Consider the following 24,290-nt stretch of genomic DNA (forward strand, 5'->3'; position numbering starts at 1 on the left):
GCGCCGTTTGAAGGAATCGCGGGATTATAGAAAACCGCCCGCGCTATTCCTCGGCCGCCCATTCGACCTGCACGCCCAGGCTGCGCAGGTTCTCGACGAAGCGCGGATGGGCGCGGCGGATCGGGGTGGCGTTGCGGATCTCGGAGCGCCCCTTGATGCTGCTGGCGATCATGAACAGCGCGATCGCCACGCGGATGATGTAGGGGCTTTCGACCACCGCCGGCGTCAGCGGATTGCCGCCGAAGGTGATGACGCGGTGCGGGTCCGAGGAGAACACGTGCGCGCCGAACTTGGACAGCTCGCCGGTCCAGCCCAGCGCGCCGTCGTAGACCTTGTTCCAGAACATCGCGTTGCCCTCGGCGCATACGCCCAGCGCGATGAAGATGGGCAGCAGGTCCACCGGGAAATACGGCCAGGGCGCGGCCTCGACCTTGGTCAGCACGTTGCTGGTGAAGGGCGTCTGCACCTTCAGCGGGCCGTCGCGCAGCGCGCGCGACCAGCCGTTTTCATGCACGATCTTCACGCCGAACTTGGCGAAGGTGCGGTCGATCAGCGGGAAGTTCGACGGCGTGCTGTTGCGCACCACCACGTCGCCGCCGGTGATCGCGCCCAGCGCCAGGAAGGTGGTGATCTCGTGGAAGTCTTCCTCGAAGGTGAACTCGCCGCCGCGCAGCGTGGCGCCGCCGCGCACCGTCAGGCGCGAGGTGCCGATGCCGTCGATGTCGGCGCCCATCATCGTCATGAAGCGGCAGAACTCCTGCACGTGCGGTTCGGACGCGGCATTGGTCAGCGTCGATTCGCCGGCCGCGGCGGCCGCGCACAGCACGAAGTTCTCGGTGGTGGTGACCGAGGCGTAGTCGAGCCAGTGATGGGTCGGCTTGAGCGGACCGGCGCTGCGCACCAGCAGCGAGCCGCTGGCGCGTTCGACCTCGCCGCCGAACGAGCGGAAGATGTCCACGTGCGGATCGATCTCGCGCACGCCCAGCGTGCAGCCCTTGACGTTGTCTTCCAGCCGCGCCACGCCAAAGCGCGCCAGCAGCGGCGACACCAGCATGATGGACGAGCGCATCTCTTCCGGCAGGCGGTGGCGGGCGGCGTCGAAGGTGGTGTCGCGGTGGTGCAGGTCCAGCGTGCGGGTGGCTTCGTCCAGCCGCACTTCGCTGCCCAGGGTGCGGAAGATGTCGAGGATCTTGCGCACGTCGGTGATGTCGGGCACGCCATGCAGCCGCAGCGGCTGGTCGGTCAGCAGCGTGGCGCACAGGATCGGCAGCACCGCGTTCTTGTTGGCCGACGGGATGACGCGGCCGCGCAGGGGCGTGCCGCCGTGGACGATGAGATTGGACATGGGCGAGGAGCTTGGACGACAGGTGGGACGGCTAGGGGAAAACGCGGGGGAAATTGTACCGGCATGGCCCGGTGGGCGTTGGCCGTGCCCAGGGGAAATGGTGTCAGACTGCAAACCCGGTGACCGGACGTCGCGGGGGGAGGGCGTGGCGCGCCGCCGCATGGACGCATGCCGGCGGCTTGGGTATAAAGATCGCCAGGCGCCGCGCCCGGCGCCGCCCACAGGGAATCGCCATGCCCAGCGCCACGAACGCGCTAGCCCCGTCGCAGTTGATCGATGCCCGCATCCGCGAGTTGCGCGACTGGCGCGGCCCGTTGCTGGCGCGGGTGCGCGAGGTGATCCTGGCGGCCGATCCCGGCGTGGTGGAGGAGTGGAAGTGGCAGGTGCCGGTGTGGTCGCTGGGCGGCATCCTGTGTACCGGCGAGACCTACCAGCGCGCGGTCAAGCTGACTTTTCCCAAGGGCGCGGCGCTGCCCGACCCCGCCGGCCTGTTCAACGCCAGTCTGCAGGGCAACGCCCGCCGCGCCATCGACATCCGCGAGGGCGAGGTCATCAACGCGCAGGCGCTGACGGCGTTGATTCGCGCCGCCGCGGCGCTCAATGCCGCCGGCGGCAAGGCGCCCGCCGCCGCCCGCAAACACGCCAAGCCGGCCTGAGCGGCGCCTCCCGTCTTCAGGCCGAGGGGCCGCGGTTCGCCGGGGCGCGGAACCTGCGCAGCATGACCGCGCCGCCGATCGTCAGCGCCAGGCCGCCGCCCAGATAGGGCAGGCCGAAGATCAACAACCAGAAGAAGAGCGCCGTCTTGGCGTCGCGCGCCTCGGCCGAGCCGGCGGCATGCCCGCCCAGGTCCATTCCCGGCAGGGCGGCCAGCAGGGTCAGCATCAGCGTCACGCCCAGCACCAGGCAGCCCCACGCAATGCGGCGCCGGTTGTCGGCCACGCGCAGCAGCGCCGCCGCCACCACCACCGCCACCACGAGGCACAGCACGCTGCCCGTGATCAGCATGCGGTCCAGCGCCACCGGATCGAGCGGCGCGCCGGGCTGGTCCAGCCCGAAGGCCATCTGCAGTAGTGAGTTGATGACGCCGTAGGCGGCGCGGCCAATGACCAGGCCGAAGCCGACGCTGGACAGCCACTTGATTACGGTCGGGTTCATTCCAGATATCCTTGCTGTTGCCTGAACGTCAGAGAATACGCTATTACGAGGTTCGCCCCGGATGTCCGAACATCATCAGTTCATCTTTCCCCGTTACCCCCATCTGCCGCCGCCCGACTGGCCGGCGCTTCAGGCGCGCCTGCTGGCCGAGGGCTATCTGCTGGAGCCGCGCGGCGACCGTGTGCCGCGCGAGGCGCTGGACACCCTCAGCCACGGGCTGGCCCGGCTGAAGGAAGGCTCGTTCCAGTACCGCGAGGGCCTGCGCACCACCGGCGACGTGATCGCGCTCTACCAGTCCGCCGGCCATCTGCCGTCCGACATCCCGGTGCGCCACGGCGACACCCTGGAAGAAACGCTGGCATTGCTGGCGGCGCACGGCGTGGCGCCCGATGCCGCGTTCGACGATGAGCGCAGCAGCTGGCGCGGCCCGTACTTCTGCCTGGGGCCGGCGGCCCGCGCGCTGCTCAACCCGGCGCAGCGCGCGCATTACGACGCCGACCCGGCCGGGTTCAGCGTGGTGATGCTGGCCTACGAGGGCCCCGAGCCGTATGTCGGCGTGGGCGAGAACCTGGAAGTGCCGAGCCTGCCGGGCTCGGATGAACCGCTGGAGGCATTGCCGCCGTTCGGCTCGCACGTCGATTTCATCGGCGTGGCGTACGAGGATCCGGCGGTGCGTTGGCGCAACCCGGCGGACGGGCGCGAATACCATCTGTTCGACCTGGACTGGCATTACAGCCTGGCGTTGGGGTTCCGCATGATCCGCGCCAACTGCCTCGAAGAGGGCAGCGCCGAGGCGCTGGCGCGGGCGATCGGGCAGATGGTCGACCAGCCGATGGCGTGCAGCCACCGGCATCTGTGAAACGTGGAGGTTGAGCCCGATGTGGCGCCCGGAGGTGCGCCGCATCGCGGCCGCCGTGTCGATCAATAGTAGATGTCGACGTAGTCGGTCAGGCCGCCGCACGCTTCCATCTGCTGCAGGCGCCAGTACTTGCGCTTGCCGGTGGCGCGGAACTCGTAGTCACCGGTGCGTTCGCAGCGGCGACCCTTGTCCGGCGCGTCCACGATCAGGATGGTGCCGCGGAAAGTGAAGCGGTCCGCCGAGATCGACAGCACCTGGCCCTTGATCGTCACCGAGCCGTTTTCGTTGGCGTGGCCGCCTTCCAGGCGCACCACGTCGTTGTCGTCAACCGCGTTCAGCTTGCCGCGCTCGTCGGTCCACAGCCATTGCACGCTGATGCCGCTGTTGTGCAGCAGGCGTTCGTAGGCGGCCTGGCTCTTGATCTCGGTCTTCTGCTGCGCGCCGGCGGGGGCCTGGACTTGCGGCTGGGCTTGCGCGGGGGCCGGGGCGGAGGTGCGGGCCGGGGCCTGCTGGGCGGGCGTGCCGCGCGGCGGCAGGCGGCCTTCGTCCTGCGGCTGCGCTTGCTGTTGCGTGGGTTGCTGCGTCTGCGCCTGGGTGGCGCCGCCGCCGCGCGGCGGCAGGTCGCCCGCCAGCGAAGAGGCGGTGGTCGCGCCCAGGGCCAGGCCCAGGGCGACCGCGAGCAGGCCGGCTATCCGTTTCTTTCCGGCCGGGGCCGGGGCGCGATCTGGGTTCGTGTGCATGATGGTCGTGTGAAAGGGAAGGGAAAGCGCGCGGGGATGGAGGTCCACGCGGCGCGGCCGCTAACGGGGACGTAACTTAGCACGCACCCGCGACCGCTTGATTGCCGATTCCATCTTGTGTATCAATAATTAACAGGCAATGCGCGGCGCGCGCCCGGTCATCGCTTCAGGTTGTGGTTCTGCTCGAACTTAGGGCGGTTATTGAAATTCTTGAGCGCGTAGGCGAGGAATTCGGCCTTGCTGATGCGGCCATCGCCATCGGTATCCATGGCCGTGATCTGCTCGGCCGTGGCTTCCTGCAGGAGCGGGCCGCGCGTCAGGTAGGCGTCGGCGTTGATGTCCTGCTTGTTGAATGCGGCTTCCATGCGGGCCATGTATTCCGGCTCTTTCATGGGACCGAGGTTGCCGGCGCCCGTCAGGTCGGGCTGGGCCGGTCCGGCCTGGGGGGCGGGCGACGCGGGCGCGGCAGGCGTTGACGCCGCCGTGGCGCCGCCGGCAAGGCAGGCAAGCAGCAACGCCGCGGTGAGGTGGCCCATCCGGATGACGTTCTTCATGGTTCTCCCTGAGTGCATGAATGCGGCGCGCATCATACCGCCGCCTCGGCGCAAATAGCATGTCACGATGTATCCCGCGCGCGCCGCGCTTCACTACAATGACGCCGTTCTCAATCGCACATTCACATAATAAGAGGATCGGCGATGACAACCCTTGTGCTTGGCGCCAGCGGGGCGACCGGGCGGCTGTTGGTCGGGCAATTGCTGGCGCGGGGCGAGCCGGTAAGGGCTCTGTTGCGATCTCCGGACGCGCTGCGTGCGCTAAGGGGAGATTCGCGCCTGTCGCTGATCCAGGCCAGCGTATTGGATCTGGACGAGGCCACGTTGGCGCGCCACGTGGCGGGTTGCTCGGCGGTGGCATCGTGCCTGGGCCATCCCATGAGCCTGCGGGGCATCTATGGCCAGCCCAGGCGGCTGGTGCTCGACGCGCTGCGCCGGCTGTGCCGGGCCATCGTGGCGAGCGCGCCCGCCCGGCCGGTCAGGGTCGTCCTGATGAATACCGCCGGCAACAGCAACCGCGACCTGCGCGAGCCGGTCTCGCTGGCGCAGCGTGGCGTGGTCGCCCTGGTGCGCGCGCTGGTGCCGCCGCACGCGGACAATGAGGCGGCTTCCGACTATCTGCGCACCATCATCGGCCAGGCGCATCCCCTGATTCAGTGGGTCGTCGTGCGCCCCGACAGCCTGATCGACCGGGACGCCGTCAGCGCCTACGAGACGCACCCTTCGCCCATCCGCAGCGCCATCTTCGACGCCGGCCGCGTCAGCCGCATCAACGTTGCGCATTTCATGGCCGAACTGGCCGTGGGCGGCGCGGCGTGGGAGCGGTGGCGCGGGCGCATGCCGGTGATCTACGACACGGCGCCGGACTGAACCGCCGGACGCGGTCGGCCGGCCCGCCCGCGCTTACTGCGGCAGCAGCCGCAGCCCGGTGCGCTTGACGAACTCGTCGTAGCCGATCGGCGGCCCGGCCTTGGTGCCGGCGCTGTTGGCCTGCCAATGCACCCACGAGCGGTGCGTGGTGGCGTCGTACACGACCTTGTACAGATACGTGGGCACGGCCACGCCGGCGCCGATGGTCTTGGGACGGTCGCCATACACCGGGCCGGTGAAGACATACACATCGCCGGCCGCCCGCATCACATACTGGCGCGTGTCCTGCTCGATGCGGCTCCAGGGGCCGGCATTGTGGCTCTGGTCCTGCGGCACCATGTTGGCCAGCGAAAAACTCTGCGCCATGGCCTCGGGCGTGGCCATGTCGCCGGCCGGCGCCATGTGGCCGCGCGAGTAGCCCGAGCCGCGGTAGTCATCCAGCTCCGAACGCTCGGCGCGCGGCACCCGCGCCTCGGCGTAGAACTTGTCGGTGCGGTGCAGTCCCTTGGCCTGCGCCAGGTTCTCGCGGTTCAGCCGCTCGGCCACGAACACCGGCGTCTTGGTCGAGCCGTTGTGCAGGATGGCGAACGAGGAGAAACAGACTTCGCGCAAGCGTTGCGCGGCGGGCACCGCGGGCGGCTGGGCATTCGGGAAGAACTGCGGACAGTCGCTGAAGGCGGTCTGCACCAGCGCCGCGTTGGGCGCGGGCAGGGCCACCGGCGCGCTGCGCTGCAGCGATGGCCATTCCAGGCGCGACAGCATGTCGCCAACCGCCGCCGGCATCTTCCATTGCGGATGCAGCACATAGGTGGCGGCGCCGAAACTGGCGAGCGAGGTGACGATCAGCGCGCGCAGGAAGCGCGGGACGCGGCCGGCGGCGCGGCTTTGGGATCGGGAGGGGGAGCTTCTCTTTCTGGGAGCGGGTTTCTTCGCGCGGGTCATGCTACCTGGGGGCTACGGACCGGCCGCCATGCGGGCCGGCCAAGGTGACCCCGGATTGTAGATGAGTGACGGATTTGTCACGCCGCGCCGCGCCCGCGCCGGAAGGGACATGATGTCGCACCCGGCCCGGACCCCTCGGCGGGGCCGGGCAATCCACGGACCATCAGGCCTCTGCTTCGGGTTCCCGCCGCTGCGCTTCGAATTCCGCGCGGTTGTGCAGATCGAAGTACAGCACCTCGCTCCATTCCAGCCCGAGGATGTAATCCACGCGCTGGTTACCGCCGCCGTCGAAGCCGTCATCCAGGCGCAGGCCATGGAAGGCGTCCAGCGGCGCCGCGCCGCGTTCGCGGGTGGCCGCCAGCAATTGGCGGCCCGCCTCGGCCGGGTCCGCCGGCAAGGCGTCGAGCGCTTCGCCCGCGCGCCGGCAACGCGCCAGCTCCCGTTCCACCTGGGTCTTGAGCGCGGCTTTGTCCGCCGCCGCCATCAGATCCAGTTCGACCGTTTCCAGCAGCAGATAGTCGTTGCGATGCGCCTCCAGGAAGGCGATGGTCTCGTCCAGCGCCGCCAGCAGTCCGGACGGCGCCCGCGCGCCCGGTTCGGTATTCGCGCGGGCCGGCGCGAACAAGCGCTTCAGGCCCTCCAGCAGTGACGGCTCCGGGTTCTGCGCCACGTCTTGCGCGGCGGGCGCGGGGGCTGATGCGCCGCCCGGCGCCACGGTCGTCCGCACGATGTCGGCAAAGCGCTTGATCCGCGCCAGCCCCGGCTCGAAGCGGCTGCTGATGGCGTGCAGCGGGGTGCGCTGTTCCGGTTCGTCGTTATCCAGGCCGTCGGAGATCAGGGAGGCGCACAACTGTGGATCGCCCGACATCAGCAGGCGGTACGAGAACGGCACCGCGTAGGGCCATTCGGACAGCCCGGTGATGGTCTCGGGCCGGTCGGCGTAGGCGGCGGGTCGATTGCTCAGGCTGTAGAGATAGGATCGGTTGGCCATGGGGGCGCGGCGCGTGGGAAGGAAAACGGGACGCCGGCTCCGGGGAAGGGCGCGGCACGGATGCGGCGCTGGCCGCCGCGAGGCGCTATTGAACCGCGGCGGCCTTGGCGCACGGTTGCAGACTGCCACGATTTGCCACCAGGTATTTCTGGCGCGGACGGCCCGTCCCTGGCATTTAGCTGAAACAGTGTGACCATAATTCCGCCTCAACATGTAATAAGACTGGTTCTTATTGCCATTCACTTGCGAGCGGAGTTCCCATGGCTGTACGCCTTTCGTCCCGCCGGCGCCCGGTGCATTTCCGGGCCCGGCAATTGCCTTTGATCGTATTCAGCCTGGGCCTGCCGGGCGCCGCCCTGGCGCAGTCCGCCCCTGCCGAGGTCCACTTGCCCGCCGTCACCGTCACGGGCAGCGATGTCGAACAGACCGCGGTCGGCCCCGTGCAGGGCTTTGTCGCCAAGCGCGCCGCCACCGCCACCAAGACCGACACGCCGGTGATGGAAACGCCGCAGTCGATCAGCGTCATCACCCAGGATCGCATGACGCTGCAGGGCGCCCAGTCGGTGCAGCAGGCGGCGGGCTATACCGCCGGCGTCACGGCCGGCGCGTTCGGGCCGGATAATCGCGGCGACTCCATCAAGATCCGCGGCACCGATTCCACCCAATACCTCGACGGCCTGCTCAACGCCGTGGGGTCCTACAACAACACCCGGCCCGATCCCTACGCGCTGGAGCGCATCGAGATCCTGCGCGGGCCGTCGGGCATGCTGTACGGGCAGGGCGCCATCGGCGGCATCGTCAACCAGATCAGCAAGCGGCCGCAGCCCGAGGCGATGCGCGAGATCGGCGTCAGCTACGGCAACCACAACCGCAAGCAGATCCAGGCCGACCTCACCGGCCCGATCGACGAAGACGGCAAGTGGCTGTATCGCGTGGTCGCGCTGGGGCGCGACAGCGACAGCTCGGTCAAATACGTTGACGATGATCGCTATTTCATCGCGCCGTCGTTGACCTGGCGGCCCAGTGCCGCCACCTCGTTGACGCTGCTGGCCAATTTCCAGAAAGACAATAGCGGATCGATGGTCGGCTTCTTCCCCTGGCGCGGCACGCTCACCAGCATGCCGGCCGGCCGCATCCCGCAGGACTTCTTTGTCAGCGAACCCGACTTCGACAAGTACACCGCCCGGCAGAGCGCGGTGGGCTACCAGTTCGAGCACGCCTTCAACGACAACGTCACGGTGCGGCAGAACCTGCGCTACACGCACAGCGAGGTCGACTATCGCAGCATCTACACCGCCGGCTTCAACGGCGCCGGCCACGGCTGGGTGCCGGGCAGCGACACGCTGCTGCGCCGCGTGATCTACCAGAACCAGCCGACCCTCAAGCAGTTCGTGGTCGACACCCAGGGCCAGTTCAAGTTCCAGACCGGCCCGATCCGCCACACCCTGCTGACCGGCATCGACTACCAGCGTTCCGTGCTGGATGCGCGCCAGGGAGTGGGCGGCACGGTCGCGCCCATCGACGTGCACAACCCCGTGTACGGCAACTTCACGCCGCCCACCTCGACGGTCGGCGCGCCGACCTCGCGCGGCAACCAGCTGGGCCTCTACATGCAGGACCAGCTCGAATGGGAGCGTTGGCTGCTGATGCTGGGGCTGCGCCATGACCGCTCGCGCGCGTCGGTGGACGATACGCCGTCCGGGTCGCGCGATGACAGCGAAATGAGCAAGCGCTTTGGCCTGATGTACCGCTCCGAGGCCGGCCTCAATCCCTATCTGAGCTACTCGGAATCGTTTCAGGGCCTGGCCGGCTTCAACCGTGCCAACCAGGCGTTCAAGCCGCTGCGCGGCAAGCAATGGGAGGCAGGCCTGAAGTACCAGCCGCCGGGCGAAAACCTGACGGTCACCGCCAGCGTGTTCGACATGACCGAGAAAAACCGCAAGGTCGCCGGCGTGGTCAACGGCATTGCCGACACGGTGCAAGTGGGCGAGGCCCGCACCAAGGGCGCCGAACTGGAAGCGCTGGCGTCGCTGGGCAATGTCGATCTGGTGGCCACCTACACTTTCCTGGACGCCAAGGTGGCCAAGGGCACGCCGGCCGAAGAGGGGCGCCAACTGGCCAGCATTCCCCGACACATGGCGTCGTTCTGGGCCAACTACCGCTTCAGCGTGATGGGAACCCCGGGCTTCCTGGCGGGGGCGGGCGTGCGCTACAACGGCAGCAGCGATGACGGCACCGGCCAGAACGGCGTGCCAGCCGTCACCCTCTATGACGCCGTGCTGGCCTACGACGCGGGCCCCATGCGCCTGGCGCTGAACGTCACCAATCTGTTCGACAAACAGTACGTGGGTACCTGCCTTGCCCGCGGCGATTGCTTCTTCGGCACCCGCCGCACGGTGATCGGGAGCGTGACCTACCGGTTCTGACGTCCCGCCGGGAGCGCGGTCAAATTGGGGACTTATGACCCCGGGGCGACCGCTTTCCCGTCACCTATCCGCGGCGGATTTCCCCCTAAAATTGCGAACGCCGCCGCAATTTCCTCCTGGCGTGCCACCTCTTTCCGGCCGAGATGCACGTCGATCTCCTCACCCTGTACTTCATCACTATCGGGACGCTGCTGGCCAGTGCCGGCCTGACGTTCTGGGAGTATCGAACCCACCCCCACCGCAGCCGCTCGCTGGGCATCCTGGCGGTCGGCTTCGGCACGCTGGCGCTGGGCTGTATCTGCGCCTTGTTCCGCGCCGACCTGCCGGCCGCGATCGGCGCGCCGCTGAGCAACCTGGTGATCCTTGGCGGTTACCTGCTGGTGCTGGACAGCGTCGCTTCGCTGAGCGGGCGCCACTACCGCAAGCGTTCGATGGGCTTGCTGGCGGTCATGGCGCTGATCTGGCTGGCGGCCGGCGTGCCGGGGCAGGACGTGGTGTGGAAATACGTCAGCGCCTTGCCCATCGCCCTCGTCAGCGCACTGACCGCGTGGGAACTGCTGCGCTGCGATGCCATGGGAATGCCGAAAACCCGCAACTTCGCCGTGGCGGTGGCCGGCGTGCACGCGCTGATCTATTTCGGCCGCGCCTTCCTGCTGCCGTGGTGGGTGGCCGCCGAGGGGCCCTGGGTGCAACTGCTGGCCAGCAACATCACCATGTACGAAGGGGTGCTGTATTCGGTGCTGCTGCCGATGACGCTGATCAAGCTGATCCGCGAGGAAACCCACGTGCAACTGGTGCACGAGTCGCAGACCGACTACCTGACGCGGCTGGGCAACCGCCGCTGGTTCTTCGAGCAGGGCGCGCGCCTCATCGCGGCCAGCGCGGGGCGCGAGCCTGTCGCCGTGCTGGCGTTCGACCTGGACCAGTTCAAGGCCATCAACGACCGCTACGGCCACCACACCGGCGACCTGGTGCTGGCGGCGTTCGCCACGGTAGCCCGGGATGCGCTCGGGCCGCAGGTCATCCTGGCGCGCCTTGGCGGCGAGGAATTCGCCGCGCTGCTGGCGGGCGACGACGCGCGCCGCGCCCATCAATTGGGGGCGGCGGCGGCCCGGCGCTTTGCCACCACCATCGCCAACCCGGCCGACGGCCTGGGCATCGCCGCCACGGTCAGCATCGGCCTGGCCTATTTCGACGAGGATGTGCCGCCACTGGCCGATGCGCTGGCGCGCGCCGACCTGGCGCTGTATCGCGCCAAGTCCCTGGGCGGCAACCGGCTGGAAGCGGCCCTGGCGCCCGAGCGCGCCGCCGCGGACTGAGGCGCCGCCGTCGCGGCCAGAGGCGCGGCCCGCGCGGCGAAATGCCCGGGGCCGTTCAGGGACGGGCCTATGCTTTGCCCTGACGCTTTGCCCTGACGCTTTGCATCGACGCTTTGCATCGATAATGACGGCCATGACGCCTCCCACCGATTCCGCTTCCTCCGACCGCGACGGTTTCTGGTTCGACGCCGCCGATCCCGACATGGCGCTTGAACGTGCCGGTAACCTCGTCCGCCTGGCGCGCGCCGAAGCGCCCTGGCTGGTCGTCGATCAATCCATTGCCACCATGACGCTGGGCCGCCGCTGGCCCGGGCAGTTGTGGCGCGTGCGCGTGACGCAGCTGGGCGACATGTCCGGCCTGGTGGCGCAACCCGGCTACTGGCGCGCCGCCGCGATCGAACTGCTGCAACCGCTGCCGCTGGGCGCGCTGTTCGGCCCGCACGGCGAGGCGGTGGTCGACATCCTGGCCCGCATTCCCGAACTGACACGCGAACAGGCGCGGGCGTTGGGCGCCGATCTGCCTGCCGACGGCTGGGAGCGCTACGGCCGCGCCTGGGAACGCTGGTCGAAAGACGAAGAGGGCATCTCCACGCCTGCCGATGCGCCGCCGCAATCGGAATGGTATGGCGTGCTGGCCGCCGCGCGCCGCCGGGGCGGGGCGCGTTCGCCCGTGCATGGCGGCTTGCTGCAGATCCACGGCCTGCTGCGGCAACGCGCCCAGGCCGTCGATGGCGACGCCGCGTTCATTCGCGAAGTGGACGAGGACGGCGAGGTCGACGAGTCGCTCGCGGCGCCGTGGGACGGGGCCAGCGACGCCTTGCTGTTCGCCGCCATGGCGCGGGGGGCGCCGCAATACCTGTCGACGGTGGACGCCGAGGTGCTGTCGCGGCCCTGGCGCGAGGTGTTTGGCGACCGGGCCGGATCGATGTGAGCCAATTCGGCCGCTTTATCGTTTCACCGCAGCGTTCGGATGATTTCGCGCCCGTCGCCATGGTGGCAGCCGTCAGGGCATGGCGCGCGGCGCAAGGGCGCGCCGGCCCGCGTTATTCCTCGCCCCGCCAGGACTTGCGCCGCCGCGCCCGCGGCTTGGGCGCCACGCCCAGGCGCGGATCGCGCGCCAACGCCAGTTCCACCAACCGGGCCGCCAGCGTCTCGAACGCCTCGTCGGTCTGCGGCAGGTACAGCCACTTGCCCAGTTCCGGGTGCGGCAGCAGGCTCGGCATATCGGCCAGCAGCGCCGCGTGGCGGTCATGCGAGGAGCACACCATCACGCCGTTCCAGGGGATGTCGCGGTCGGCCACCACCAGGTACAGCGCGCCGTCCAGGTAGGCGGCGTCGCAGCCGAACATCTTGCGGCGCAGATAGCCGGGATCACGCTCGAGCGGGTCGAGGATCCATAGCAGTGAATTGGCGCGGGCGGCGCGTTGGCGGGAGGGGGGCGAGAACAGGTCGGGGCGTTGGGGCATTGCGAACGGCGCGGGCGGATGGGCCAGGTTCAGACGATACCCGATCCCGGCCGCAGGCCGTTCAGGGGTAGCCGTTACCCACGCCGGCGGGCGCCGGCCCGCGCGGTGTCCGCACAAAGCAGATATGCGATCCCGCGCATAGCGCCATCGCCGCCCCGCGCCTACCATGCTGCAAACACAAGAACCCCCAGGGTGGAGACAGCATGAGAATGGCAAGTGCGCTGACCGCGGTCAGCCTGTGGCTCGGCGCGGGCCTGATATCGGCGGCCGTGGCGGCCGGGGCCTATCCCGACCGGCCGGTCAAATTGATCGTGCCGTTCCCGGCCGGCGGCGCCACCGACCTGATGGCGCGCTCGCTGGCGCTGGGCCTGGGCGAAAAGCTGGGCCAGACCGTGGTGGTGGAGAATCGCGGCGGGGCGGGCGGCACCATCGGCGCCGAGGCCGTGGCCAGCGCCGCGCCCGACGGCTACACGCTGCTGTACTCCACCATGGGCGTGCTGACCATCAACCCGTCGCTGTACCCCAAGCTGCGCTACGACCCGCAGCGCAGCTTCGCGCCGGTCTCGATGACCAACCTGACCTCCAACCTGCTGGTGGTCAACCCCGACCTGAAGGTCAACTCGGTCGCCGAACTGGCCGAACTGGCGCGGCGGCGGCCGGGCGAGCTGACCTTCAGCTCTTCGGGTAACGGCACCACCAGCCACCTGGCCGGCGAGATGTTCAAGACGGCGGCGCATGCCGATATCCGCCATATTCCCTACAAGGGCACCTCGGGCGCCATCAACGACTTCCTGGCCGGCCGCATCTCGATGATGATCGACACCTCGTCCAACTTCATCGAGCAGGTCCGGCAGGGCAAGGTGCGGGCGCTGGCGGTGACCAGCCGCCAGCGGCTGGCGGCGCTGCCCGACGTGCCGTCGATGTCGGAGACGCCGGGGTTCGAGGACTACGAGGTCAGCCTGTGGTCCGGCGTGCTGGCGCCGGCGGGCACGCCGCGTCCCGTCATCGACCGCCTGAACGCCGACATCAAGGCGGTGATGACGTCGCCGCGGATGGTCGAGCGCATGGCCGGCTACGGCATCCAGACCACCCACAGCACGCCCGAAGCCTTCGCCGAACGCATCCGCGTCGATACGGCGAAATGGGCGCGCATCATCGAACAGTCCGGCGCGCGCGCCGATTGAGGCCCCGGCTCCCGGCCCGCCCGGCGGCCGGGCCCCTGGAAGGAAATCCCATGCGATTGATGCTTCGATCCCTGCTGGCGGCGGTGGCCCTGTCCATCGGCGCCGCGTCCGCGGCGGCGGCCTATCCCGACCGGCCCGTCATCCTGGTCAATCCCTACGCCGCGGGCGGCCCCGCCGACGTGGTGGCGCGCAGCCTGGCGCGGGCGCTGGAAAAGCGCCTGGGCCAGCCGGTGGTGGTGGAGAACAAGCCCGGCGGCGGCGCCTCCATCGGCACCGGCTTCGTGGCGCGCGCCAAGCCGGACGGCTACACGCTGCTGCTGGGCACCTCGGCCGGCCACGTGGTCACGCCGCTGATGCAGAAGACCGTGTACGACGGGGTCAAGGGTTTCGCCTTCTGTTCGGTGGTGGCGGTGCAGCCCATCATGCTGGTGGTCAATCCGTCGCGCGGCATCCGCTCGGTGTCCGAGCTGATCGCCCGCGCCAAGGCCGAACCCGGCAAGTGGAGCTATGGCTCGGCCGGCGTGGGCGGCGCCACGCACCTGGGCGCCGAGCTGTTCCAGCAGGTCGCCGGCGTGCAGTTGAACCACATTCCCTATGCCGGCGCCTCGCCCGCCATCAACGACGTGGTCGGCGGCCAGACCGACCTGGCCATGCTGAACCTGTCGGCCAGCCTGCCGTTCATCCGCCAGGGGCGCCTGCTGGCGCTGGCCTATGCGTCGGACAAGCGCTCGCCGCTGCTGCCGGACGTGCCGACGCTGGCCGAGGCCGGCGTGGCGGGCGCGGACGCGGCCACCTGGTACAGCCTGGCCGCGCCGGCCGGCACGCCCGCGGACATCGTGCACACCCTGAGCGACGCCGTCCGGGCCGTGAACGACGATCCCGACTACCGCCGCGTCATGCAGGAGCAGGCGATAGCGTTGATGGCGCTGTCGCCGCGGGAAGCGGACGCCTACGTCGCCAAGGACCAGGCCGACATGCGCAGGCTGCTGGGCACGCTGGGCTTGCTGGCCAAATGAAAACACGGCTACTGGACACACGACCCCGCATGCCCACGGCCGCCGGCCAGTCGCGGACGCGGCGCCGGCCACCAGGAACGCATCCATGAACTTCGATTTCAGCGAACTCAGCGCCACCAACGCCTTCAAGCTGCTCTCCAGCGTGGTGGTGCCGCGCCCCATCGCCTGGGTGGTGAGCCAGTCGGCGCAGGGCCAACGCAACGCCGCGCCGTTCTCGTTCTTCAACGTGGTCAGCAGCGACCCGCCCATCGTGGCGCTGGGCATCGGCCCGCGCGGCGGGCAGTTGAAGGATACCTCGCGCAACATCCTGGAGACCGGCGAGTTCGTCATCAACCTGGTGTCGGCCGAACTGGCCGCGCAGATGAACCACACCAGCCTGGACTACGTGGCCGACGTCGATGAGCTGACCCGCGCCGGGCTGGCGACCGAACCCTCGCGGGTGGTCGCGCCGCCGCGCATCGCGCTCAGCCCGGCGGCGCTGGAATGCCGCGTGTGGCAGGTGCTGGATGCCGCGCCACAGCGCGTCATCGTGCTGGCGCGGGTGGTGGCGCTGTACCTGCGCGACGACGCGCTGCTGGACGCGCAGCGCTTCCATGTGGACACCCCCGCGCTGCGCCTGCTGGGCCGCATGCACGGCGCCGGCTGGTACGCGCACACGAGCGACCTGTTCCAGATGCGCGCGCCGGACGCCGCCAATGATCCGGCGGTGCGGCCCGCGCAGGGCCATTGAACCGCGTCACGATATCGAATTTCCTGGGAGCCTCTTGATGAAACTGCATTGGTCGCCGCGCTCGCCCTTCGTGCGCAAGGTGATGATCGTCCTGTACGAAGCCGGCATCGCCGACCGCGTGACGCTGGTGCGCACGCCGGTCGCCATGGATAAGCCCAACCTCGACCTGGTGGCCGACAACCCGCTGATCAAGCTGCCGACGCTGGTGCTGGACGACGGCACGCCGGTCTACGACTCGCGCGTCATCTGCGCCTATCTGGACGGCCTGGCCGGCGCCGGCCTGCTGCCGGCGGACCCGGCCGCGCGCCTGCTGGCCGAGCGGCGCCAGGCGCTGGGCGACGGTTTCCTGGACGCGCTGCTGTTGTACCGGCAGGAACGCAACAAGCCGGCCGGGAAGCAGACCCAGGCCTGGCTCGACGCCTTCGCGCTGAAGACCCGCGCGGTGCTGGCCGTGCTGGAGGCCGAGGCGCCGGCCCTGCGCGCCAGCCGCTTCGACCTGGGCCTGATCGCCATCGGTTGCGCGCTGTCGTATCTGGACTATCGTTTCCCGGACCTGGCCTGGCGCGATGGCCATTCGGCGCTGGCCGCCTGGCACCAGGACTTCAGCGCGCGGCCCTCCGTTGCGCGCAGTCAACCCGACGAAACGCCTTGAGCGAAGGACCATGATGAGCCGCATTCCCCTGCCCACGCCCGACAGCATGAGCGACGACCAGAAGCGCGTCTACGAGCGCATCGTCTCCGGCCCGCGCGGCCGGCTGGTCGGCCCCTTGCGCGCCGCGCTGCACAACCCCGAGCTGGCCGAGCGCTGGCAGGCGCTGGGCGCCTTGCTGCGCTTTGGCACCAGCCTGCCGCCGCGCGTCAGCGAACTGGCCATCGTGGTCACCGCGCGCCGCTGGAACAGCCAGATTGAATGGCACATCCACGCCCAGGCCGCCCGGGCCGCCGGCATTGCCGACGCGGTGCTGGACGCCATCCAGGCGCGGCGCGAACCCGTATTCGACAACCGCGACGACGAGATCGTCTACGCCTACGCCCGCCAACTGCAGGAGACCGGCCAGGTCGAGCCCGCCCTGTACGCCGAGGCGGTGCAGCGCTGGGCCGCCGTCGGCGTGGTCGAACTGACCGCCGTCATCGGCTACTACACCATGGTGTCGATGACGCTGAACGCGCACGAGATCCCGATGCCGGACGACGCGCCCGCGCCGCTGGACGTGCCGCAACAGGACGGCTGGCCGGCGCTGAGCCGGCTGGCGCCGCTGGCCGGGGAGGGCAAGGCATGACCGCGTCCGCCGACTCCACGCAACCCTACGCGCCCGACAGCGTCGAGACGCCGCGCATGCCACAAGCGCCCGCCGAACCGTTGCCGCCTCTTGCCTGCGACGCGCATTGCCACGTGTTCGGCCCCTACGAGCGCTTCCCGCTGTGGCATCCGTCCTCTTACGCCGCGCCCGACGCGTCGGCGCAGCGCTACCTGCGCATGCTGGACACCCTGGGCGCCGCGCGCGGCGTGCTGGTGCAGCCGGCGCCCTATGGCACGCATCCCGATGCCTTGCTGGACGCGCTGGCGCAGGGCGGCGACCGCCTGCGCGGCATCGCGGTGGCCGACCCGTCGGTCAGCGACGCGCAACTGCGGGCCCTGTATGACGGCGGCGTGCGCGGACTGCGCTTCGTCGAGGCGCGCAACCCCGCCGGCAATCTGTTTCCGGGCAGCGTGGGGTTCGACCAGGTCGCCGCGCTGGCCCCGCGCATGAAACACCACGGCCTGCATGCACAGTTGTGGGCGCCGTGCGATACCTATCTGCGCCACCTGCCGGCGCTGGCGAAGCTGGACCTGCCGCTGGTGATCGACCACCTGGGCAGCCTGGTCCCGGCGCGTGGCGACCAGGACCCGGCGTTCCAGCTGCTGCGCGGCCTGCTGGCCGACGGCCGCCTGTGGATGAAGCTGACGCTGTGCCGCGTCGGCAGCGCGCCGGACTACGAGAATGCGCGCCTCCTCCACGACGCCTTCGTCGCCGCCAACCCCGACCAGGTGCTGTGGGGCTCGGACTGGCCGTTCGTGCGCATGGGCGCGTCTGCGCCGTCCGCCGACGCCCTGGTGGCGGTGGCGCAGCGCTGGCTGGGCGATGACGCCCTGCGCCGCAAGGTCTGGGTCGACAATCCCGCGCGGCTCTACGGCTTCGATTGAAGCGCCGGCCCCGTCAGGGGCTGGCGTGCCACACGCCTTCGCCGCCGATCTCGCGCACCAGGCTCTGGATCTGCGCGGCAACCTCGGTGACGGTGCGGCCCGGCCCCTTGGCGCGGGCGAACGCCATCGAGATGATGCGTCCCATGGCCGGATCGCGCAGCGCCGCGATGCCCAGGCGGCCTTCCTGCACCTCCTGCCAGACCGCGTGCAGCGGCAGCACCGTGTACATGTGCTCGTGCTCGACGATGGACTTCATCAGCGGCAGCGAATCGGCCTCGATCAGCGGCGCGATGCTGATCTTGCGCGCCCGCGCCAGCCCGTCCAGCGCATTGCGCAGGCCGTTGGGCGCGCCGGGCAGGATGAAGGGCAGGCCGTCCAGTTGTTCGAAGGCGACCTCGCCGCCGCGCGTCAGCGGGTCGCCGGCCGCGCCCACCAAGTACGAATCGACCGAGGCCAGCGCCTGTTCGCCCGGCGGGCATTTGTCGCCATAGCGGTACAGGATGGCGATGTCGACGCGGCTGTCGGTCAGCCATTCCTCGATCTGGCCGCTGGAGCCTTCCAGGATTTTCAGGTGCACCTTGGGAAACTGCTTGCGCAGCCGCGAGAACAGCCGCCGGATCAGCGGATGCGCGGTGGACGGCAGCAGCCCCAGCGTGACCTCGCCGGCCGGCTCGCGCGCCTCGCCGTTCAGCTCCAGTTCCAGCCGCTCGGCGTCGCCCAGCAGCGTGCGCACCAGCGGAAACAGGCGCTCGCCCACTTCCGACAGGTGCACGCCGCGGCCGGTGCGGTTGAACAGCCGCGCGTTGCACTCGCGTTCCAGCGCGTTGATGCGGCGGCTCAGCACCGACTGGTCCTGGTCCAGATACAGGGCGGCGCGCGAGATGCTGCCCAGTTCCGCGATCGCCAGGAAGGCCCGCCACTTGTGCAGGTCGGCGGTGACGTCCAGGCTCAGGCCCGTGGCTTTGGCAGGCGGCATGATGGATAACGCGGCAACGAAAGAGACGGCATAAGGGTACGGCAAAAGCGGGCCGGCATGGGACTATTCCAGCCCCAGCTTGCCGCGCCGGATCACCTCGCCCCATTTCTTCGACTCGGCCTGCATCAGCGCCTGGTAGGCCTCGGGCGTGGTGGCCGTGGGGATGGCGCCCTGGTCGATCATCTTCTGCCGCAGGGCCGGTTCGGCCAGCGTCTCGGCGATGGCCCGCGACATCTTCTGCACGATCTCCGGCGGCGTGCCGGTGGGGGCGATGATGCCGTAGTTCGATTCCACGATCACATCGGGAAAACCCGCCTCCTTGGTGGTCGGCACGTCCGGCAGGCCCTCGAAGCGCGTCGGGCTGGCCACCGCCAGCGTGCGCAGCTTGCCGGCCTTGATGAAGCCCAGCACCGCCGAGGCGTCGCCGGGGAACATCTGCACCTCGTTGGACAGCAGCGCCGTCACCGCGGGCGAGGCGCCCTTGTACGGCACGTGCATGATGTCGATGCCGGTCTGCTGCTTGAGCAGCTCGCCGCCCAGGTGCGGCGTGGTGACGTTGCCGGCCGAGCCATAGTTGTACTTGCCGGGCTGGCGCTTGGCGCTGGCGACGAAGTCGGCCAGCGTGGCGTCGGGCAGGGACGGGTTGACCACGATGACCAGCGGGATGCGCGCCACCAGCGACACGTACTGGATCCTGGACACGTCGTACGGCACCTTCATGACGTGCGGCAGGCCGGTGATGGCGCCCGGCACGCCGAAGCCGAAGGTGTTGCCGTCGGGCGTGGCGCGCACCGTCGCGTCCACGCCGATGGTGCCGCTGGCGCCGGCTTTGTTCTCGATCACGATGGTCTGGCCCAGCCGCTGGCCCAGCGCCGGCGCCAGCAGCCGCGCCAGGTTGTCGACCGAGCCGCCGGGCGGGTAGGGCACGATCAGCCGGATCGGCTGGCTCGGCCAGGGCGCGGCGGCCTGGCCCGGGGCGGCAAAGGCGGCGCCCAGCAGCAGGGCGGCCGCCGTCAGTGCGGTAGCTTTGTTCATTCTGTCTCTCTCCTGTGGCGCCGGCTGGCGGCCGGCGCGTCGTTGTCATGCGCCTTCCAGCCCCAACTGCTTGGCGTAGATATTGCGCTGGATCTCGTTGGTGCCGCTGAAAATGGTCGCCGCCAGCGCGTTGACATACGGCGCCAGCGCGTGCACCTGGCCGTTGCCATAGCCCAGCCGCATCGCCGCGCCGCCGTATTCCTCGGCGATCTGGATCAGCAGGGCGCCCAGCCGCTCGTGCGTCTCGGTGGCCCAGACCTTCAGCAGCGACAGCTCGGGCGGCAGCGGCCGGCCGGCCTTGGCCAGCTCGGCGAAGACGCAGTACATGGCGGTCAGGTCGGCCGCGTCCAGCCGCAGCTCGGCCAGCCGGTCGGCGAACGCCGGGTCGGCCAGCAGGCCGCGCTGGCGCGCGATGCTGAAGATCTGCTGCAGGGCATGGTTGGCGTGCTTGGGGCTGCCGCTGAACAGGCGCTCGAAGCCCAGCAGCGCCTTGGCGATGCCCCAGCCGGCGTTCAGCTCTCCAACGACGTTGGCGCGCGGCACGCGCACCTGGTCGAAGAACACCTCGCAGAATTCCTCATGCCCCGACAGCGTGCGGATGGGGCGGCGGCTCACGCCCGGGCTGGCCAGATCCACCAGCAGGAAGCTGATGCCGGCCTGCTTCTTGACCGTCTTGTCGGTGCGCACCAGCATGAACATGTGGGTCGCGTCCTGCGCCAGCGTCGACCAGGTCTTCTGGCCGCTCACGATCAGGTCGTCGCCGTCCACCAGCGCCTCGCAGCGCAGCGAGGCCAGGTCCGAGCCGGCATTCGGCTCCGAATAGCCCTGCGCCCACACCGCCTCGCCCGACAGGATGCCCGGCAGGAAGCGGGCGCGCTGTTCCTCGGTGCCGTGGCGGATCAGGATCGGCCCCAGCATCACCAGCCCCTGGTCCGGCGCGCGCGCCACGCCGTGGCGTTCGGCTTCCTCGATGAAGGCGATCTGGCGCGCCGGCGACAGCGCCATGCCGCCGTGCTCGCGCGGCCACGACGGCGCGATCCAGCCCTGGCGCGACAGCGTGAAATACCAGTCCTTGATTTCGTCCCAATGCAGCCGCCACGGTACGTGGCGCAGGTGCTCGGGGTAATGGGCGCGGAAGAAGCCGCGCACCAGCCGGCGGAAGTCGGCTTCCGGCATGCCGTTCCAGTCGGCCTCGCGCGGGAAGTCCGTGATGGGCGCGGCGTCGTCATCATCCACGCTGGGCGCGGGCAGCGCCGCCAGCGCGCCGTAGCGCTGGCGATGGGCGGCGGCATTGCCCAGCCAGGCCGCCAGGTGCAGCGCGCTGCGGAAGTACAGGCTGACGTCGCATTCCTCGGTGTAGCCGATGGCGCCGTGCAGCTGGATCGCCAGCCGCGCCGCCTCCAGGCCGGCGCGCGCGGCGCGGGCCTTGGCGCGGCTGGCCAGCGTCTTGCGCAGGGTGGCGTCGTCCGGTTGCGCGGCCAGCGTATCGAGCGCGTCCAGCAGGCTGTTGGATGCCAGCTCGACCTGCATGGCCGCGTCCACCAGCCGGTGCTGCAAGGCCTGGAACGACGCCAGCGGCCGGCCGAACTGCTGGCGCGTGTTCAGGTAGGCCACCGAATCGGCCAGCGCCTGCCGCGCCACCCCCACCAGTTCCGCCGACTGCATCAGGCGGCCCAGGTCCAGCGCCTCGTCGACCGCGTCCAGCACGCCGTCGCGCGCCAGCAGCGCGTCCGCCGGCACCACGGCCGACTCGATCGCCAGGTGGCAGGCGGCGGCGCCGTCGGCGCGCGCGTGGACCTGCGCGGTCACGCCCGGCGTGCCGGCCGCGACGAAAAAGAGGGCGGTGCCGCGCTCGCCATCGGCCGTGACCAGCCAGCCATCGACGCCGGCCCCCGGCACCACGTGGCGCTTCTCGCCATTGAGCACGTACGCGCCCTCGCGTTCGATCACGCTGACGCCGAAGGCCGTGGCGGCCTCGCCGGCCTCCAACTGGCCCTCGGTTTCCTGCCAGGCCAGCCCGAGCAGCGTTTCGCCGCCGCACACGGCCTGCAGCAGCGCGTCGCGCCGCGCCGCATCGACGGGCGCGATCCGCGCTAGCAGCGCCGCCGGCAGCACGCCGGCGCCGACCAGCGGCTCGGGCAACTGTGCGCGGCCCGCTTCCTCCAGCACCGCCGCCATCGCCCGCCAGCCCAGGCCCAGGCCGCCCAGCGTCTCGGGCACGCTCATGCCGAGCCAGCCGACCCCCGCGATCTCGCGCCAATAGTCGCGGTCCGGCGGCGCCTCGGCGCGCTTGCGCTGGCGCTGGTCGCGCCGCTGCAGGAAGTCGCGCGCGCTGTCGCGGATCTCTTCGATCAGGTCATGGTCGACGCCGCTCATACGATGCCCTCCGCCCGCAGCCGGGCGATCTCGTCGTCGGACAGCCCCAGTTCGGCGCGCAGGATCTCGGCCGTGTGCTCGCCCAGCAGCGGCGGCGGCAGGCCGCCCGTGATCGGCGTGCCGGAAAAATGGATCGGGTTGCGGATGACTGGCACGGCGCCCAATCGAGGATGCTCGACGCTGCCCAGCACGCCGCGGTGGCGCACCTGCGGATCCTCGAACACCTGGTTCATGGTGTAGATCGGCCCGCAAGGCACGTTGGCCGCCGCCAGCGCCTGATTCCAGTCCCGCACGCCGCGGGCGCGCAGCGCCGGCTCGATCAGCCGCGACAGTTCGGGCTGCGCGGCGGCGCGCTTGGGGTTGGTATCGAAGCGCGCATCGCGTCCCAGCTCGGGCAGCCCGATCACCTCGCAGAAGGCGCGGAACTGCGAGTCGTTGCCCACCGCCACCATCAGGTGGCCGTCCTGGCATTCGAAGGCGCGGAACGGCGCGGTGATCTGCGAGGCCGAGCCCATGCGCGCCGGCAACTGGCCGCTGGCCAGATAGTTCATGCCGATGTGCGACAGCGCCGCGATCTGCGCGTCCAGCAGCGCCAGGTCGATGTGCTGGCCCGCGCCCGACACCTGGTCGCGGTGCCGCAGCGCCGCCAGGATGGCGCACACCGCGTAAAAGCCCGCCGTCAGGTCCGACACCGAGTAGCCCGCCTTGACCGGCCCCGCGCCCGGCTCGCCGTCGGGCACGCCGGTCACGCTCATCAGCCCGCTCATGGACTGGAAGATCGGGTCATAGCCCGGCAGGTGACTGTACGGCCCGCTCTGGCCGAAGCCGGTGATCGAGCAATACACCAGGCGCGGATTGACCGCCGCCAGCGCCGCGTAGTCCAGCCCGTAGCGGCGCAGGTCGCCGGCCTTGAAGTTCTCGATGACGATGTCGGCCTGCCGCGCCAGCCGCCGCACCAGCGCCTGGCCCTCGGGCCGGGAGATGTCGATGGTCAGCGACTTCTTGCCGCGGTTCATGGCCACGAACGACGAGGTCTGCGGGCTCGGCGCGCCGTCGCGGCCGGGCAGCGGATAGCCCTGGTGGCGCACGTCGTCGCCGCGCCCGGGGCGCTCGACCTTGATTACGTCGGCGCCGAAGTCGGCCAGCATCTGCGCCGCCCACGGCCCCGAAAACACCCGGCTCAGGTCCAGCACCTTCACGCCGTCCAACGCGCTCGTCATGTCGTCTCCTTGTCTTTTTTTGCGAAGTGTAGGCAGCGCCGGGCCTTGCACCTACGGCGCCGCCGCAATAGCTGTTATGCGCGGGGTCCGTGCCGCTAACGGCCCTGGAACACCGGCGCGCGCTTTTCCAGGAAGGCGCGGCGGGCCTCCATGGCGTCCTCGGTCTTGGCGATGGCCGCCGTCATGTCCTGCTCGTAGCGATAGCCGTCGCGCAGGCTCATGTCCTCGATGGCGTTGAGCGTCTGCTTGGCCAGCATGGTCGCCAGCGGGCTCTTGGACGCCAGCTCGCGCGCCAGCTCCTGCGCGCGCGGCATCAGCGCGTCCGCCGGCAGCGCTTCCTCGACCACGCCGAGCCGGTACAGCTCGTTGCCGTCCACCCGCAGGCCGGTCAGCATCATGCGCCGCAGCCGCGAATGGCCGAACAGCCGCATGCCATGGCGGCCGCCGCCCAGCAGCCCGACGTTGATCTCGGGCAGGCCCACCACCGCGTCGGACGCCGCCAGCAGGATGTCGCACGAGGCCACGATCGCCAGCCCCGCGCCCAGCGCCGCGCCGTTGATGGCGCCCACCACCGGCTTGGCGCATTCGCGGATGGCATGGAAGCACTCGCGCGTGCGGCGCGAATGCTGCGGCAGGTCGCCCGGCCCCTTGATGGTGGCGGCGCGGTTCTTCAGGTCGGCGCCGGCGCAGAAGGTCTTGCCCTGGCCCGACAGCACCACCGCCCGCACCTCGGGCGTCTCGGAAATGCGGTCCAGCACCCACGACAGCTCGTTCATCATCTCGGTGCTGAGCGCGTTGACGGGGGGATTGGCCAGCAGGATGGTGGCGACGCCGCCGTCGAGGCTGACGTCCAGCGCGGTGTAGGGCCCGGCCAGGTTTTCCGGCATGGTCATGGTGTGTC

The 24,290-nt window shown here is 70.1% G+C and carries 24 protein-coding genes; 12 read left to right on the top strand and 12 right to left on the bottom strand.

The genetic code is table 11. The features are described 5' to 3' along the window. Positions 1–43: 43 nt before the first annotated feature. Positions 44–1,345 (bottom strand): UDP-N-acetylglucosamine 1-carboxyvinyltransferase, encoded by a 1,302-nt coding sequence (locus AruCF_RS11090; RefSeq protein WP_049073282.1) that lies wholly within the window; start codon positions 1,343–1,345, stop codon positions 44–46. 233 nt (positions 1,346–1,578) lie between these two features. Here AruCF_RS11090 and AruCF_RS11095 point away from each other — a divergent pair, with 233 nt between their 5' ends. Then, positions 1,579–2,001 carry a DUF1801 domain-containing protein gene (locus AruCF_RS11095; RefSeq protein ID WP_049073283.1) on the top strand — a complete coding sequence of 141 codons (423 nt, stop codon included), beginning with the start codon at positions 1,579–1,581 and terminating at the stop codon, positions 1,999–2,001. A 16-nt stretch (positions 2,002–2,017) separates the two neighbouring features. Here the strand turns inward: AruCF_RS11095 and AruCF_RS11100 are convergent, their stop codons facing one another. Continuing rightward, the gene (locus AruCF_RS11100; RefSeq protein WP_049073284.1) at positions 2,018–2,500 is read right to left on the bottom strand and encodes a hypothetical protein; all 483 of its coding nucleotides are present in this window, start codon (positions 2,498–2,500) and stop codon (positions 2,018–2,020) included. A gap of 61 nt (positions 2,501–2,561) precedes the next feature. Here AruCF_RS11100 and AruCF_RS11105 point away from each other — a divergent pair, with 61 nt between their 5' ends. Beyond that, positions 2,562–3,359: a hypothetical protein gene (locus AruCF_RS11105; RefSeq protein WP_049073285.1), complete on the top strand. Its 798-nt coding sequence runs from the start codon at positions 2,562–2,564 to the stop codon at positions 3,357–3,359. 62 nt (positions 3,360–3,421) lie between these two features. Here AruCF_RS11105 and AruCF_RS11110 read toward each other — a convergent pair whose 3' ends face one another. Both AruCF_RS11110 and AruCF_RS11115 read right to left on the bottom strand, forming a co-directional pair. Then, the gene (locus tag AruCF_RS11110; RefSeq protein WP_049073286.1) at positions 3,422–4,099 is read right to left on the bottom strand and encodes a hypothetical protein; all 678 of its coding nucleotides are present in this window, start codon (positions 4,097–4,099) and stop codon (positions 3,422–3,424) included. Positions 4,100–4,257: 158 nt separating this feature from the next. Next, positions 4,258–4,653 carry an EF-hand domain-containing protein gene (locus AruCF_RS11115; protein WP_235432769.1) on the bottom strand — a complete coding sequence of 132 codons (396 nt, stop codon included), beginning with the start codon at positions 4,651–4,653 and terminating at the stop codon, positions 4,258–4,260. A gap of 144 nt (positions 4,654–4,797) precedes the next feature. On the opposite strand from AruCF_RS11115, the gene AruCF_RS11120 reads away from it, so the two are divergent. Then, a complete protein-coding gene (locus AruCF_RS11120) occupies positions 4,798–5,523 on the top strand; it encodes an NAD(P)-dependent oxidoreductase (protein WP_049073287.1) in 726 nt (241 codons plus the stop codon). Positions 5,524–5,556: 33 nt separating this feature from the next. Here AruCF_RS11120 and AruCF_RS11125 read toward each other — a convergent pair whose 3' ends face one another. Together AruCF_RS11125 and AruCF_RS11130 are read right to left on the bottom strand one after the other, a co-directional pair. Then, complete coding sequence (locus AruCF_RS11125) at positions 5,557–6,465, bottom strand: DNA/RNA non-specific endonuclease (RefSeq protein ID WP_080977402.1); 909 nt, start codon at positions 6,463–6,465, stop codon at positions 5,557–5,559. A gap of 163 nt (positions 6,466–6,628) precedes the next feature. After that, positions 6,629–7,456, bottom strand: coding sequence for a DUF7822 domain-containing protein (locus AruCF_RS11130; RefSeq protein ID WP_049073288.1), 828 nt, complete (start codon positions 7,454–7,456; stop codon positions 6,629–6,631). Positions 7,457–7,716: 260 nt separating this feature from the next. Here AruCF_RS11130 and AruCF_RS11135 point away from each other — a divergent pair, with 260 nt between their 5' ends. The 3 genes from AruCF_RS11135 (at position 7,717) to AruCF_RS11145 (ending at position 12,132) form a co-directional block, all read left to right on the top strand. Next, positions 7,717–9,882 carry a TonB-dependent siderophore receptor gene (locus AruCF_RS11135; protein ID WP_235432770.1) on the top strand — a complete coding sequence of 722 codons (2,166 nt, stop codon included), beginning with the start codon at positions 7,717–7,719 and terminating at the stop codon, positions 9,880–9,882. Between the two features lie 143 nt (positions 9,883–10,025). Then, the gene (locus AruCF_RS11140) at positions 10,026–11,201 is read left to right on the top strand and encodes a GGDEF domain-containing protein (RefSeq protein WP_049073290.1); all 1,176 of its coding nucleotides are present in this window, start codon (positions 10,026–10,028) and stop codon (positions 11,199–11,201) included. A 133-nt stretch (positions 11,202–11,334) separates the two neighbouring features. After that, complete coding sequence (locus AruCF_RS11145; protein WP_235432771.1) at positions 11,335–12,132, top strand: hypothetical protein; 798 nt, start codon at positions 11,335–11,337, stop codon at positions 12,130–12,132. Between the two features lie 112 nt (positions 12,133–12,244). Here AruCF_RS11145 and AruCF_RS11150 read toward each other — a convergent pair whose 3' ends face one another. Continuing rightward, a complete protein-coding gene (locus tag AruCF_RS11150; RefSeq protein WP_049073292.1) occupies positions 12,245–12,667 on the bottom strand; it encodes a hypothetical protein in 423 nt (140 codons plus the stop codon). Between the two features lie 203 nt (positions 12,668–12,870). Between AruCF_RS11150 and AruCF_RS11155 the strand changes: the two genes are divergently transcribed. The 6 genes from AruCF_RS11155 (at position 12,871) to AruCF_RS11180 (ending at position 17,782) form a co-directional block, all read left to right on the top strand. After that, the gene (locus AruCF_RS11155) at positions 12,871–13,851 is read left to right on the top strand and encodes a Bug family tripartite tricarboxylate transporter substrate binding protein (RefSeq protein ID WP_049073293.1); all 981 of its coding nucleotides are present in this window, start codon (positions 12,871–12,873) and stop codon (positions 13,849–13,851) included. 59 nt (positions 13,852–13,910) lie between these two features. Further along, a complete protein-coding gene (locus AruCF_RS11160; RefSeq protein WP_080977566.1) occupies positions 13,911–14,867 on the top strand; it encodes a tripartite tricarboxylate transporter substrate binding protein in 957 nt (318 codons plus the stop codon). Between the two features lie 85 nt (positions 14,868–14,952). After that, positions 14,953–15,597, top strand: coding sequence for a flavin reductase family protein (locus tag AruCF_RS11165; RefSeq protein ID WP_049073295.1), 645 nt, complete (start codon positions 14,953–14,955; stop codon positions 15,595–15,597). Positions 15,598–15,634: 37 nt separating this feature from the next. Continuing rightward, complete coding sequence (locus AruCF_RS11170; protein ID WP_049073296.1) at positions 15,635–16,249, top strand: glutathione S-transferase family protein; 615 nt, start codon at positions 15,635–15,637, stop codon at positions 16,247–16,249. A 13-nt stretch (positions 16,250–16,262) separates the two neighbouring features. Beyond that, on the top strand, positions 16,263–16,877 hold the full coding sequence (locus AruCF_RS11175; protein ID WP_049052132.1) for a carboxymuconolactone decarboxylase family protein: 615 nt from the start codon (positions 16,263–16,265) through the stop codon (positions 16,875–16,877). Further along, positions 16,874–17,782, top strand: a complete 909-nt coding sequence (locus AruCF_RS11180) for an amidohydrolase family protein (protein ID WP_049073297.1) — start codon at positions 16,874–16,876, stop codon at positions 17,780–17,782. The genes AruCF_RS11175 and AruCF_RS11180 overlap by 4 nt, the downstream gene beginning before the upstream one ends. A gap of 13 nt (positions 17,783–17,795) precedes the next feature. Here the strand turns inward: AruCF_RS11180 and AruCF_RS11185 are convergent, their stop codons facing one another. From AruCF_RS11185 to AruCF_RS11205, 5 genes are all read right to left on the bottom strand, one after another. After that, complete coding sequence (locus tag AruCF_RS11185; RefSeq protein ID WP_049073298.1) at positions 17,796–18,758, bottom strand: LysR family transcriptional regulator; 963 nt, start codon at positions 18,756–18,758, stop codon at positions 17,796–17,798. A gap of 63 nt (positions 18,759–18,821) precedes the next feature. Next, positions 18,822–19,793, bottom strand: coding sequence for a Bug family tripartite tricarboxylate transporter substrate binding protein (locus tag AruCF_RS11190; protein WP_049073299.1), 972 nt, complete (start codon positions 19,791–19,793; stop codon positions 18,822–18,824). A gap of 45 nt (positions 19,794–19,838) precedes the next feature. Then, a complete protein-coding gene (locus AruCF_RS11195) occupies positions 19,839–22,169 on the bottom strand; it encodes an acyl-CoA dehydrogenase family protein (protein WP_083036705.1) in 2,331 nt (776 codons plus the stop codon). Beyond that, positions 22,166–23,389, bottom strand: coding sequence for a CaiB/BaiF CoA transferase family protein (locus AruCF_RS11200; RefSeq protein WP_049073301.1), 1,224 nt, complete (start codon positions 23,387–23,389; stop codon positions 22,166–22,168). The genes AruCF_RS11195 and AruCF_RS11200 overlap by 4 nt, the downstream gene beginning before the upstream one ends. Positions 23,390–23,484: 95 nt before the next feature. Next, complete coding sequence (locus AruCF_RS11205) at positions 23,485–24,282, bottom strand: enoyl-CoA hydratase/isomerase family protein (RefSeq protein ID WP_144419120.1); 798 nt, start codon at positions 24,280–24,282, stop codon at positions 23,485–23,487. Positions 24,283–24,290: the final 8 nt, after the last annotated feature.

The sequence above is a fragment of the Achromobacter ruhlandii genome (genome assembly GCF_002082135.1).
GTDB lineage: Bacteria > Pseudomonadota > Gammaproteobacteria > Burkholderiales > Burkholderiaceae_B > Achromobacter > Achromobacter ruhlandii.

What these genes read in the sequence shown, in the direction of transcription:
- AruCF_RS11090 (WP_049073282.1), bottom strand. Translation starts at nt 1,345, where the DNA reads ATGTCCAATCTCATCGTCCACGGCGGCACGCCCCTGCGCGGCCGCGTC.
- AruCF_RS11095 (WP_049073283.1), top strand. Translation starts at nt 1,579, where the DNA reads ATGCCCAGCGCCACGAACGCGCTAGCCCCGTCGCAGTTGATCGATGCC.
- AruCF_RS11100 (WP_049073284.1), bottom strand. Translation starts at nt 2,500, where the DNA reads ATGAACCCGACCGTAATCAAGTGGCTGTCCAGCGTCGGCTTCGGCCTG.
- AruCF_RS11105 (WP_049073285.1), top strand. Translation starts at nt 2,562, where the DNA reads ATGTCCGAACATCATCAGTTCATCTTTCCCCGTTACCCCCATCTGCCG.
- AruCF_RS11110 (WP_049073286.1), bottom strand. Translation starts at nt 4,099, where the DNA reads ATGCACACGAACCCAGATCGCGCCCCGGCCCCGGCCGGAAAGAAACGG.
- AruCF_RS11115 (WP_235432769.1), bottom strand. Translation starts at nt 4,653, where the DNA reads ATGAAGAACGTCATCCGGATGGGCCACCTCACCGCGGCGTTGCTGCTT.
- AruCF_RS11120 (WP_049073287.1), top strand. Translation starts at nt 4,798, where the DNA reads ATGACAACCCTTGTGCTTGGCGCCAGCGGGGCGACCGGGCGGCTGTTG.
- AruCF_RS11125 (WP_080977402.1), bottom strand. Translation starts at nt 6,465, where the DNA reads ATGACCCGCGCGAAGAAACCCGCTCCCAGAAAGAGAAGCTCCCCCTCC.
- AruCF_RS11130 (WP_049073288.1), bottom strand. Translation starts at nt 7,456, where the DNA reads ATGGCCAACCGATCCTATCTCTACAGCCTGAGCAATCGACCCGCCGCC.
- AruCF_RS11135 (WP_235432770.1), top strand. Translation starts at nt 7,717, where the DNA reads ATGGCTGTACGCCTTTCGTCCCGCCGGCGCCCGGTGCATTTCCGGGCC.
- AruCF_RS11140 (WP_049073290.1), top strand. Translation starts at nt 10,026, where the DNA reads ATGCACGTCGATCTCCTCACCCTGTACTTCATCACTATCGGGACGCTG.
- AruCF_RS11145 (WP_235432771.1), top strand. Translation starts at nt 11,335, where the DNA reads ATGACGCCTCCCACCGATTCCGCTTCCTCCGACCGCGACGGTTTCTGG.
- AruCF_RS11150 (WP_049073292.1), bottom strand. Translation starts at nt 12,667, where the DNA reads ATGCCCCAACGCCCCGACCTGTTCTCGCCCCCCTCCCGCCAACGCGCC.
- AruCF_RS11155 (WP_049073293.1), top strand. Translation starts at nt 12,871, where the DNA reads ATGAGAATGGCAAGTGCGCTGACCGCGGTCAGCCTGTGGCTCGGCGCG.
- AruCF_RS11160 (WP_080977566.1), top strand. Translation starts at nt 13,911, where the DNA reads ATGCTTCGATCCCTGCTGGCGGCGGTGGCCCTGTCCATCGGCGCCGCG.
- AruCF_RS11165 (WP_049073295.1), top strand. Translation starts at nt 14,953, where the DNA reads ATGAACTTCGATTTCAGCGAACTCAGCGCCACCAACGCCTTCAAGCTG.
- AruCF_RS11170 (WP_049073296.1), top strand. Translation starts at nt 15,635, where the DNA reads ATGAAACTGCATTGGTCGCCGCGCTCGCCCTTCGTGCGCAAGGTGATG.
- AruCF_RS11175 (WP_049052132.1), top strand. Translation starts at nt 16,263, where the DNA reads ATGAGCCGCATTCCCCTGCCCACGCCCGACAGCATGAGCGACGACCAG.
- AruCF_RS11180 (WP_049073297.1), top strand. Translation starts at nt 16,874, where the DNA reads ATGACCGCGTCCGCCGACTCCACGCAACCCTACGCGCCCGACAGCGTC.
- AruCF_RS11185 (WP_049073298.1), bottom strand. Translation starts at nt 18,758, where the DNA reads ATGCCGCCTGCCAAAGCCACGGGCCTGAGCCTGGACGTCACCGCCGAC.
- AruCF_RS11190 (WP_049073299.1), bottom strand. Translation starts at nt 19,793, where the DNA reads ATGAACAAAGCTACCGCACTGACGGCGGCCGCCCTGCTGCTGGGCGCC.
- AruCF_RS11195 (WP_083036705.1), bottom strand. Translation starts at nt 22,169, where the DNA reads ATGAGCGGCGTCGACCATGACCTGATCGAAGAGATCCGCGACAGCGCG.
- AruCF_RS11200 (WP_049073301.1), bottom strand. Translation starts at nt 23,389, where the DNA reads ATGACGAGCGCGTTGGACGGCGTGAAGGTGCTGGACCTGAGCCGGGTG.
- AruCF_RS11205 (WP_144419120.1), bottom strand. Translation starts at nt 24,282, where the DNA reads ATGACCATGCCGGAAAACCTGGCCGGGCCCTACACCGCGCTGGACGTC.